Genomic DNA, 9,740 nt, shown 5'->3' on the forward strand with positions numbered 1-9,740 from the left:
CCCGCCCTCACCTCACGGCATCCACGCCTCGTACGACAGCACATCACCCGACTTGATCTTGAAGTCGGGGACGTCCTTCGTGAACGTCGTCTCCATGCCCAGGAGCCGGCCGGTCTCCGGATCGAGGATGACCAGCTGCAGGGTGCCGTCCATGGACCCCTTCGACGCGTCCGTGCCGCGGTATGCGTACGCCTGGCCGCGCCGGCCGAGGCGGTCGATGACCTGTCCGGCCGGGCGGAGGTCCTTCGTACGGGACAGCATCCGGGCCAGCGCCGCCGACTCGCGCGGGCCCGGCGTCCACTCCTGGAGGTAGGAGGAGAGGGCCATGAGCAGCGGCTGCGTCTCGGTGCCGGCGCCGCTGTAGAAGGTGGACAGGTAGGAGCGCAGGTCGTCGGGGTCGGCGGGCGGCCGGGCGGGCAGCGTGCCGTCGCCGGTGACCGGGTCGTCCAGGCGGGTGCCCGCCGGGTACGTCTTGCGGTGCAGGACCTTGCCGTCGTTGACGGTGCGCCATGCGCCGTCGGCGTCGTTGATCACCGGGCGGCCGGGGTGCCGGGGGTCGGTGGCGACGACGAGTTCGGAGCCGCTGCCGTCCGGGTTCCAGCGGGTGATGCGCTCCTCGGGCACGGTGACCGGCGGCTTGGCGTCGGGGCCCGTCTGCATGCTCAGGTACCAGCTCTGGAGGTGGCTGCCCCGGTGCGGCTTGGGGGCGTCGCGCAGGGCGCGGGCGTACGCCTCCGCCCGGCGCGCGACCTCGTCCAGCGGGAGGGCCGGGGCGTCCGGCTGGACGACGAGTGCGGTGGGGGAGGCCGCCGCCGGTGCCGTACCGACGCCGGAGAAGGTGAGGGTGAGGGCCGCGATCGCGGCGGCCGAGGCGGCGGTGGCGCCGATGAGCAGGCGGCGGGTGCGGCGCGGGCGGTGGGTCCGGGAGGCGGGCGCGGGGGCGTGCTCGGTGGCACGCGCCGGCGTGGAAGACGGTGTGCCGGCGCTCATCAGCGCGGCCAGCCGGTGCTCCGCGCGGGCGTCGAGCGGCCGGTCGCGCCAGGGACCCTCGTCGGAGGGGACGGGGTCGGCCTGCCGCAGCAGCTCCAGTTCGTCAGTCAAGGCTGCGGCCTCCGGCTCGGGTCGGCACCGCGGGAGCGGTCAGGGGCGGGTGTGCGGTCGTACGGCGTGCGCGCGGGCGGGGTGGGGGAGGGGGGACGCGGTGTGGTGTGTGGTCCGGTTCGCGCTCCGGGCCGGGTTCCGGCGCCCCCTTCGGGCGGAGGCGGTCTATCTGCGTACGGAGGCGGTTGCGCGCCCGGTGCAGCCGCATCGCCGCGGCGCTCTGGCTGCAGTCGAGGGTGACGGCCAGTTCCTGGAGGGTCAGTTCCTCCCAGGCCGTCAGGCGCAGCACTTCCTGGTCGGCGGGGGAGAGGCGGTCCAGGGCGTCGTGCACCCAGGAGCCCGGCCGTTCCGTGTCGGGGCTGTCCACGGTCTGGCGGCGGTGCGCGGCCTCGTGGTTGCCGAGGCGGTGCAGCAGGCGCCGGTAGCGGCCGAAGCCGCGCACCGTGTTCGACAGGCAGTTGCGGGCGACGCCGTACAGCCAGGGCAGCGGCGACGGCGGCAGTTCGGCGCGCCGCCGCCAGGCTATGGAGAAGACCTCCGCCACCACCTCCTCGACGTCGTCCGCCTGCCCGCTGTCCAGCCGGCGGGCGACGAAGCGGCTGACCGCCCAGTAGTGCGCGCGATAGGCGCCGGCGAAGGCTGCGTCGACGTCCTTGTCGAGGGCCGCGCCAGAGTCTCCGCCGGGGCCGTCCTCGGCGGCTGCTTCCTTGCTCATGATCTGTTGGTGTCCGGCACACCTGCGATCTTCACACCCTTCCGCGGTGAAGTTTCCGGCGGCCCCGGACACCTACGGTGCATGAAGTCCCCCGTGAAGTGGCTGACGACCACCGACCACAAGACCATCGGCACGCTGTACCTGATCACCTCGTTCGCGTTCTTCTGCGTCGGCGGCCTGCTGGCCCTGCTGATGCGCGCCGAGCTGGCCAGGCCGGGCCACCAGCTCCTGTCGAACGAGCAGTTCAACCAGGCGTTCACGATGCACGGCACGATCATGCTGCTGATGTTCGCGACGCCGCTGTTCTCCGGCTTCGCGAACTGGATCATGCCGCTGCAGATCGGCGCCCCCGACGTCGCCTTTCCCCGGCTGAACATGTTCGCGTACTGGCTCTACCTCTTCGGCTCGCTGATCGCGGTCGGCGGATTCCTCACCCCGCAGGGGGCCGCCGACTTCGGCTGGTTCGCCTATGCGCCGCTCTCCGACTCCGTGCATTCCCCGGGAATCGGCGGCGATATGTGGATCATGGGTCTGGCGCTGTCCGGCTTCGGTACGATCCTGGGCGCGGTCAATTTCATCACCACGATCATCTGTATGCGCGCGCCCGGCATGACGATGTTCCGGATGCCCATTTTCACCTGGAACGTGCTGCTGACCGGCGTACTGGTCCTGCTCGCCTTCCCGGTACTGGCGGCGGCGCTCTTCGCCCTGGAGGCGGACCGTAAATTCGGAGCGCACGTCTTCGACGCGGCCAACGGCGGCGCACTGCTGTGGCAGCACCTCTTCTGGTTCTTCGGGCACCCTGAGGTGTACATCATCGCGCTGCCGTTCTTCGGCATCATTTCCGAGGTCATCCCGGTCTTCGCCCGGAAACCGATGTTCGGCTACATCGGGCTGATCGCCGCCACGATCTCCATCGCGGGCCTGTCCGTCACCGTATGGGCCCACCACATGTACGCGACGGGCGGCGTCCTGCTGCCGTTCTTCTCGTTCATGACGTTCCTGATCGCGGTGCCGACGGGCGTGAAGTTCTTCAACTGGATCGGCACGATGTGGCAGGGCAGCCTCTCCTTCGAGACGCCGATGCTGTGGGCGGTCGGCTTCCTGATCACCTTCACCTTCGGCGGCCTGACCGGCGTGATCCTGGCATCACCGCCGATGGACTTCCACGTCACCGACTCGTACTTCGTCGTCGCCCACTTCCACTACGTCATCTTCGGCACGGTCGTCTTCGCGATGTTCGCCGGATTCCACTTCTGGTGGCCCAAGTTCACCGGAAAGATGCTCGACGAACGGCTCGGGAAAATCACGTTCTGGACGCTGTTCGCCGGCTTCCACGGCACCTTCCTCGTCCAGCACTGGCTGGGTGCCGAAGGAATGCTGCGCCGCATCCCCGACTATCTCGCCGCCGACGGCTTCACGACGCTGAACACGATCTCGACGATCGCCTCGTTCCTGCTCGGCCTGTCGATACTGCCGTTCCTCTACAACGTCTGGAAGACCGCGAAGTACGGGGAAAAGGTCACCGTCGACGATCCGTGGGGCTGGGGACGTTCACTGGAGTGGGCGACCTCCTGTCCGCCGCCCCGCCACAACTTCACCGCCCTGCCGCGTATCCGCTCCGAATCCCCGGCATTCGACCTGCACCACCCCGGGGTCGGCGCGCCCGGGCTGAACCCTGAAAAGGAACGAGGTGCGCTGGTATGAGCGGCGGTACGCCGGTGAGCACGGCCGAGGCGATCAACGAGATCGAGGGATATCTGCTCTGGGAGGCCGAGAAGGACCGCGCACGCACCCGGGCCCGCGAATTCAGCGCCCGGCTGCCGTGGCTGACCCGTGCGCAGCAGGAGGCGGTCGAGCGGCAGTACCAGGCCGACCAGCTGGAATTCTCCCGCGCGTATCTGCGGCGGATCGCGGCACGCAGCGGAGAACTGCGCGCCGAATACGAGGGCGTGTACCGGGTGTTGCGGCGACGGCTGGTGACGGGCTGCCTGGCCGCCGCCGCGGTGCTGGTGGCGGCCGCCGTTGCCCTCACCGGCGGGTGAGGGCAACGGACTGACGACGGCCGGGGGCGCCCGCGGCTGAGGGGGCGGCCGTCGGGCGCCTCCCGGCCGTCAGCCGGGAACCGGGCCGGGCGTCGGTCGGGGACCGCGCTCCGGCCGGAAACCGGCCGTCAGCCGGTGACGGTGATCTGCGACGCCGGGTCGGTGGTGTCGGCGACCTTGTAGACGGCGTTGAACGCCGACGTCGTCGCGCTGGTCGGGCAGCCGAAGCCGCCGACGACCTTGACCGGCACCGAGGCATTGGTGAAGGTCAGGGTGGACGGCGCGCCGTTCGCCCAGGCACCGGTCACCGTCGCCGCGCCGGTCGGGGCGGCCGTCACCGTACAACTGGCCAGACCGCTGGTCCTGAGGACGAAACCGCCGGTCGGGATGGTCAGCCCGGCGGTGCTCGGCGCGCCGTTCTGCATGGTGACGCCCCAGGCGCCGGACGTCTGGATGGTGGCGCTGACGCCCGGCATGCTGGTGGTGCACGAGGTGTAGGTGGGCGCCGAGATGCCGTTGCTGACCGGGCCGGAGGCGTTGGAGTTGTCCGGGGCGTCCGGGACCTGGCCGCTGGCGTTCGAGACGGTGCAGGTCACGGTCACCGAACCGGCCTTGAAGGTGGCCTTGCCGCTGAGCGTGGCGGCGTAGGTGTGACCGGCCGGTGTGACGGTGGTCGGACCTTCGGGGAGCGGGGCTCCGGTGGGCTGGGCGGTGGCCGAGCCGGTCAGGGCCAGGGTGAGGGACGCGGTCGCGAGGATCCCCGTACCGGCGGCGAGCAGGGCGCGCGGCCGCCGGGCGACGGGGTGATGTGCGCGAGAGCGTGCGGGTCTGTGCGTCATCGCGAATCTCCTTCTGCGAGCGGTGTTGGTGGGGCGGTGGTGCTGGTTGTGCTGATGGAGCCCCTGGTGCTTGCGGGGCTACGCAGGTGCCTGCGAACACCTGCGGATCATGGGGGTGCGGCGGTCGGCCGCGGTTCCGGGGAGCGGCAGCGGTGCCCGCGCGGGGCGGCGGATGCCTTCGTATGCGTACGGCAGCGCCTTCGTACGCATACGGAGGCGCCGCCGAACCCGTCCGGGGGCGCCGTCGCACGCGTACGGAAGCACTGCCGTACGCGTACGACGGTCCTGCCGTGCGGCCGGGTCAGCTCTGCGGCTGGGCGCGGGGCGGTGCGGACGGCTCGCCGTCGGAGGGCTCCGGCGCCGGCCCCGGGCCCGTACCCGGATGCGGCTCCGGGTCCGGCAGCGGGCGCGGCTGCCAGGCGAAGATCATGCCACCGCCGAGGATGCCGACGATCGTGCCGAACAGGAAGCCGCCGAGGTTGGACATCACCAGCGCGGCGGTGGCGACCAGGACGGTGAGGATGCCGGCCAGCCCCCGGTAGTGCGGCGCGAACCACGCGGACAGGCCCATCAGGATCATGACCAGGCCCATCAGAACGGACGGGATCCCGGCGATGCCCTGCTGAAGCATGACCTTCAGCGGCGCGAGCGGGAGGGCGCAGATCTCCGCACCGGCGACGACGGCCGCCAGCCCGCCCCAGAAGGGGCGGCCCTTGCGCCAGCGCCGCCAGGCCGCCCGCCCGCGCCGCCAGCGGCCCTGCCCGGTCAGAAGCATTCCTTCTTGCCCTTGGAGATGTTCATGCTCAGGCCGGCCAGCCGGAAGGTACCGGCGTTGGTGGCCCAGGCCGTCTGCTTGAGGTTGGTGATGCTGACGTCGTCGGCCTGCTGGGCGAACAGGTCCTGCATGCCCTGGGCGGTCGCCGGACCCTTGTCGAGGGTGGAGGCGTCCCGGCCGATCTCGATGTTGTTGAAGTCCGCGTTGCCGGAGAGCTGGGTGGCGTCCACGAAGAGGTCGGTCGCCTTGACCGGCGTGCTGCCCCGGCCCGCGGTGAGGTTGAGCGAGATGTCGCCGATGACCGGCAGGGTGGTGACGACCGACTGGCACAGGCTCTTCAGCTCGGCCTTCTTGATGGCGGTCACGGCCACCGGCAGCAGCTCGCCCCTGGCGTTCTGGTCGACGCCGCCGTACTGGGCGAAGCCGTCGCCCTTGAGGGAGGTGGCGGACACCTTGAACTGCTGTCCCGATACGGCGAACGAAGCCGCCAGCGCCCCGTTGGCCAGGGCGATGGCCAGCGCGGCGGTCCCGGCCAGGGCCGGGACGGACAGCACGGCGAACTTGCGCCAGCTGACCCGCCCCGTGACGTGTCTGCCGTGTGCGTCCTTCATGAGAGTGGTCCCCTTCGATGTGCGGTGGATCGCGCAGCCGAGAGATGTGGGGGGACGTGCTGGGCACCTGGCCAGAAGGTGATGGCGCGTGGTGATTGCGTGGAGGGTGTGAAGAACTGGCCGGTGTTACTGGCGAGTTGAATGTAAGTCTGCCAGTAGCCGTTGGCAAGGTTGAGGACCGAAGGAACCACAGGAGACGCAAAAGAGACGCGGCGGCCCGGCCCGTCGGCGGAACGCGCCGCCGCCGGCCCGGCTCGGAGCCGCGTACGGGCCACCCGGGCTGCGCGGGCCACCCGGGCTACCTGATCCGCACGGCCTACACGTACCGGACCTGCAGCTCCTTCACCCCGTTGAGCCAGGCCGACCGCAGCCGGCGGGGTGTGCCCGCCGGCGAGATGTCCGGCGTGGCGTCGGCGATGGCATGGAAGATCAGGTCGATCTCCAGGACGGCGAGCGACTTGCCGAGGCAGAAGTGCGGGCCGCCCCCGCCGAACCCGAGGTGGGGGTTGGGGTCGCGGGTGATGTCGAACGTCCCCGGGTTCTCGAAGACCTCCGGGTCGTGGTTGGCGGAGGCGTAGAAGAGGCCGACGCGCTGGCCCTTGCCGATCCGCGCGCCGCCCAGGGTGGTGTCCTGGGTGGCGGTGCGCTGGAAGGAGACGACGGGCGTCGCCCAGCGCACGATCTCCTCGGCCGCGGTGCCGGGCCGCTCCCGTTTGTACAGGTCCCACTGGTCGGGGTGGGTCAGGAACGCGTGCATCCCGTGGGTGATCGCGTTGCGCGTCGTCTCGTTGCCCGCGACGGCCAGCAGCAGGACGAAGAACCCGAACTCGTCCGACGCCAGGTTGCCCTCGTCCTCCGCCGCGACGAGCCGGCTGACGATGTCGCGGGCCGGGCACTCTTTGCGGGCCGCCGCCAGGTTCATCGCGTACGAGATCAGCTCCCCCGCCGCGGTGTTGCCGGCCTCCTCGGTGATGGCCAGCTCGGGGTCGTCGTACGCGACCATCTTGTTCGTCCAGTCGAAGATCCGGGCCCGGTCCTCCTGGGGGATGCCGATCAGCTCGGCGATGGCCTGGAGCGGCAGCTCACAGGCGATGTCGGTGACGAAGTCCCCGGACTCCTTGCGCCGGGCCCCGGCGACGATGGCCCGCGCCCGGTCGCGGAGGGCGCCTTCGAGGGCGCGGATCGCGCGGGGCGTGAAGCCGCGCTGGACGATCTGGCGGACCCGGGTGTGTTCCGGCGGGTCCATGTTCAGCATGATCAGCTTCTGCATGTCGATCTTGTCGCGGGTCATGGCCGCGTTGAAGCGGATGATCGAGGTGTTGAGGTTCGCCGAGAAGACCTCCGGCCGGGTGGAGACCTCCTTGACGTCCTCGTGACGGGTCACCACCCAGTAACCGTCGTCGCCGAAGCCGGCGGCGCCGTGCGGCTGGGCGTTCCACCAGACGGGGGCGGTGCGCCGCAGCTCGGCGAACTCCGGCAGCGGTACGCGGTGGTGGTAGATGTCGGGGTCGGTGAAGTCGAATCCGTCGGGCAGCGCGGGACATGGCATCTCGGCGACTCCAGCTCTGGTCCGGCCCGGTGCCGGTCCGGGGTCCTGGCGGCCTGCCGTCGCGCGGCTGCCGGTCGGGGCTTCCGGCGGCTCGTCGTCGTGCGGATGCCGACCGGCGGTCCTGACGGGCCGTCAGCTGATGGCGGTGAAAGTAGTAACGAGTTCTCTACGTGGCAAGGGGGTGCGGGCCGTCAACTGCTGACACAGTACGTCCGTTGGCGGCGGAAGGCCCGTGCAGGACCCTTGCGCCCCCGGCCGCGGCTCAAAGAGACTGGCCGAGGAACTAGAACGCGTACCAGTTCCGTCGTCGGGGGTGCCGGGACGTCCTGCGGGGCGTGAGGAGAGGACGAGTCAGTCATGGCCGCGGAACCCGTCATCGTGGAAGCCGTACGCACCCCGATCGGCAAGCGCGGCGGCGCGCTCGCCAACCTCCACCCCGCCTACCTCCTCGGCGAGACCTACCGCGAACTCCTCGCCCGCACCGGCATCCAGCCCGACTGCGTGGAACAGATCGTCGGCGGCACGGTCACCCACGCCGGCGAACAGTCCATGAACCCCACCCGCACCGCCTGGCTGGCCATGGGCCTGCCGTACGAGACCGCCGCCACCACCGTGGACTGCCAGTGCGGCTCCTCCCAGCAGGCCAACCACATGGTCGCCAACATGGTCGCGGGCGGCGTCATCGACATCGGCATCGGATGCGGTGTGGAGGCCATGTCGCGGGTGCCGCTGGGCAGCGGCTCCAAGCACGGCCCCGGAAAGCCCTGGCCGGACGAGTGGAACGTGGACCTCCCCAACCAGTTCGAGGCCGCCGAACGCATCGCCCGCAACCGCGGGCTGACCCGCGAGGACGTCGACGCGCTCGGACTGCGCTCGCAGGAACGGGCCGCGGCGGCCTGGGCCGAGGAACGCTTCAAGCGCGAGACATTCGCCGTACAGGTGCCCACGACGGAGGACGAACAGGCCGCCGGACAGGGCATGTGGCGGCTCGTGGACCGCGACGAGGGCTTGCGCGACACGAGCATGGAGGCGCTCGGCGGCCTCAAACCGGTCATGCCGACCGCCGTGCACACGGCAGGCAACTGCTCGCAGATCTCGGACGGCGCGTGCGCGGTGATGTGGGCGTCCAGGCGGATGGCCCGCGCGCTCAAACTCAAGCCACGGGCCCGCATCGTCGCGCAGGCACTGGTCGGCGCCGACCCCCACTACCACCTCGACGGACCCATCGACGCGACCCGGGCCGTGCTGGGCAAGGCCGGGATGTCGCTCAAGGACATCGACCTGGTCGAGATCAACGAGGCGTTCGCGTCGGTCGTCCTGTCCTGGGCACGCGTCTTCGACCAGGACCTGGCGAAGGTCAACGTGAACGGCGGCGCCATCGCCCTGGGCCACCCGGTCGGCGCCACGGGCGCCCGGCTGATCACCACGGCGCTGCACGAACTGGAACGTACGGACAAGGAGTTCGCGCTGATCACGATGTGCGCGGGCGGCGGATTGGCGACGGGGACGATCATTCAGCGGCTGTGAGGGCGGGGTGCGGGGGCAGGCACGCGGAAGCGGCCGGCGCCGGGGAGGCGCCGGCCGCTTCGGGGGAGGTCGGCTGCTGGGGGTCGGCCGCTCAGTACCAGTTGTGGGACTGCCAGAAGTTCCAGGCGTCACAGGGGCTGCCGTAGGTGGAGTTCATGTAGTCCAGACCCCACTTGATCTGGGTCTCCGGGTTGGTCTTCCAGTCCGAGCCCGCGGAGGCCATCTTCGAGCCCGGCTGTGCCTGGACGAGGCCGTAGGCGCCGCTGGACGGGTTGGTGGCGGTCGGGTCCCAGCCGCTCTCGCGCTCGACGATGTTGCTGAAGCACTGGTACTGCGCCTGGTCCGGGATCAGCTTGTGCGCCGCGGCCTTGGCGTCGCTCGCGCTCGCGGAGGACGGGGCCTGCGCGGGAGCGGCGGCCTGGGCCGGCGTGGCGGCGAAGGCCGAAGCACCCAGGGCGACGGCACCGGCGGCGACGACGGCCTTCTTGTGGAGGGCAAGACGGCTGGTGATCGTGGACGGGGTGACGCTCACGGGAGAAGAAGCCTTCCGGTGGGGTGCGAGTGGCGCCGCCGAGGCT

The 9,740-nt window shown here is 70.8% G+C and carries 9 protein-coding genes and 1 pseudogene; 3 read left to right on the plus strand and 7 right to left on the minus strand.

What is annotated here, in order from left to right:
• Positions 1–12: 12 nt before the first annotated feature.
• The gene (locus ACZ53K_RS21290; RefSeq protein WP_468838753.1) at positions 13–1,101 is read right to left on the minus strand and encodes a CU044_5270 family protein; all 1,089 of its coding nucleotides are present in this window, start codon (positions 1,099–1,101) and stop codon (positions 13–15) included.
• On the minus strand, positions 1,094–1,816 hold the full coding sequence (locus tag ACZ53K_RS21295) for an RNA polymerase sigma factor (RefSeq protein ID WP_468838756.1): 723 nt from the start codon (positions 1,814–1,816) through the stop codon (positions 1,094–1,096). The genes ACZ53K_RS21290 and ACZ53K_RS21295 overlap by 8 nt, the downstream gene beginning before the upstream one ends.
• Positions 1,817–1,909: 93 nt before the next feature.
• On the opposite strand from ACZ53K_RS21295, the pseudogene ctaD reads away from it, so the two are divergent.
• Together ctaD and ACZ53K_RS21305 are read left to right on the plus strand one after the other, a co-directional pair.
• A pseudogene (gene ctaD / locus ACZ53K_RS21300) lies at positions 1,910–3,523 on the plus strand (aa3-type cytochrome oxidase subunit I); the annotation flags it as partial.
• Positions 3,520–3,861 (plus strand): hypothetical protein, encoded by a 342-nt coding sequence (locus ACZ53K_RS21305; protein WP_468838759.1) that lies wholly within the window; start codon positions 3,520–3,522, stop codon positions 3,859–3,861. The pseudogene ctaD and the gene ACZ53K_RS21305, both read left to right, overlap by 4 nt.
• A 128-nt stretch (positions 3,862–3,989) precedes the next feature.
• Here the strand turns inward: ACZ53K_RS21305 and ACZ53K_RS21310 are convergent, their stop codons facing one another.
• From ACZ53K_RS21310 to ACZ53K_RS21325, 4 genes are all read right to left on the minus strand, one after another.
• Positions 3,990–4,700 carry a hypothetical protein gene (locus ACZ53K_RS21310; protein WP_468838762.1) on the minus strand — a complete coding sequence of 237 codons (711 nt, stop codon included), beginning with the start codon at positions 4,698–4,700 and terminating at the stop codon, positions 3,990–3,992.
• Between the two features lie 301 nt (positions 4,701–5,001).
• Positions 5,002–5,475, minus strand: coding sequence for a DUF6114 domain-containing protein (locus tag ACZ53K_RS21315; protein WP_468838765.1), 474 nt, complete (start codon positions 5,473–5,475; stop codon positions 5,002–5,004).
• Positions 5,466–6,086 (minus strand): DUF6230 family protein, encoded by a 621-nt coding sequence (locus tag ACZ53K_RS21320; RefSeq protein WP_468838767.1) that lies wholly within the window; start codon positions 6,084–6,086, stop codon positions 5,466–5,468. Before ACZ53K_RS21320 ends, ACZ53K_RS21315 begins: the two co-directional genes overlap by 10 nt.
• A gap of 316 nt (positions 6,087–6,402) precedes the next feature.
• On the minus strand, positions 6,403–7,635 hold the full coding sequence (locus ACZ53K_RS21325) for a cytochrome P450 (RefSeq protein WP_468838770.1): 1,233 nt from the start codon (positions 7,633–7,635) through the stop codon (positions 6,403–6,405).
• 357 nt (positions 7,636–7,992) lie between these two features.
• On the opposite strand from ACZ53K_RS21325, the gene ACZ53K_RS21330 reads away from it, so the two are divergent.
• On the plus strand, positions 7,993–9,162 hold the full coding sequence (locus ACZ53K_RS21330; protein ID WP_468838773.1) for a steroid 3-ketoacyl-CoA thiolase: 1,170 nt from the start codon (positions 7,993–7,995) through the stop codon (positions 9,160–9,162).
• 91 nt (positions 9,163–9,253) lie between these two features.
• Here the strand turns inward: ACZ53K_RS21330 and ACZ53K_RS21335 are convergent, their stop codons facing one another.
• Positions 9,254–9,694, minus strand: coding sequence for an aggregation-promoting factor C-terminal-like domain-containing protein (locus ACZ53K_RS21335; RefSeq protein ID WP_468838775.1), 441 nt, complete (start codon positions 9,692–9,694; stop codon positions 9,254–9,256).
• Between the last annotated feature and the right edge of the window lie 46 nt (positions 9,695–9,740).

Source organism: Streptomyces sp. NPDC033221 (genome assembly GCF_055577005.1).

What these genes read in the sequence shown, in the direction of transcription:
- ACZ53K_RS21295 (WP_468838756.1), bottom strand. Translation starts at nt 1,816, where the DNA reads ATGAGCAAGGAAGCAGCCGCCGAGGACGGCCCCGGCGGAGACTCTGGC.
- ACZ53K_RS21305 (WP_468838759.1), top strand. Translation starts at nt 3,520, where the DNA reads ATGAGCGGCGGTACGCCGGTGAGCACGGCCGAGGCGATCAACGAGATC.
- ACZ53K_RS21310 (WP_468838762.1), bottom strand. Translation starts at nt 4,700, where the DNA reads ATGACGCACAGACCCGCACGCTCTCGCGCACATCACCCCGTCGCCCGG.
- ACZ53K_RS21315 (WP_468838765.1), bottom strand. Translation starts at nt 5,475, where the DNA reads ATGCTTCTGACCGGGCAGGGCCGCTGGCGGCGCGGGCGGGCGGCCTGG.
- ACZ53K_RS21320 (WP_468838767.1), bottom strand. Translation starts at nt 6,086, where the DNA reads ATGAAGGACGCACACGGCAGACACGTCACGGGGCGGGTCAGCTGGCGC.
- ACZ53K_RS21325 (WP_468838770.1), bottom strand. Translation starts at nt 7,635, where the DNA reads ATGCCATGTCCCGCGCTGCCCGACGGATTCGACTTCACCGACCCCGAC.
- ACZ53K_RS21330 (WP_468838773.1), top strand. Translation starts at nt 7,993, where the DNA reads ATGGCCGCGGAACCCGTCATCGTGGAAGCCGTACGCACCCCGATCGGC.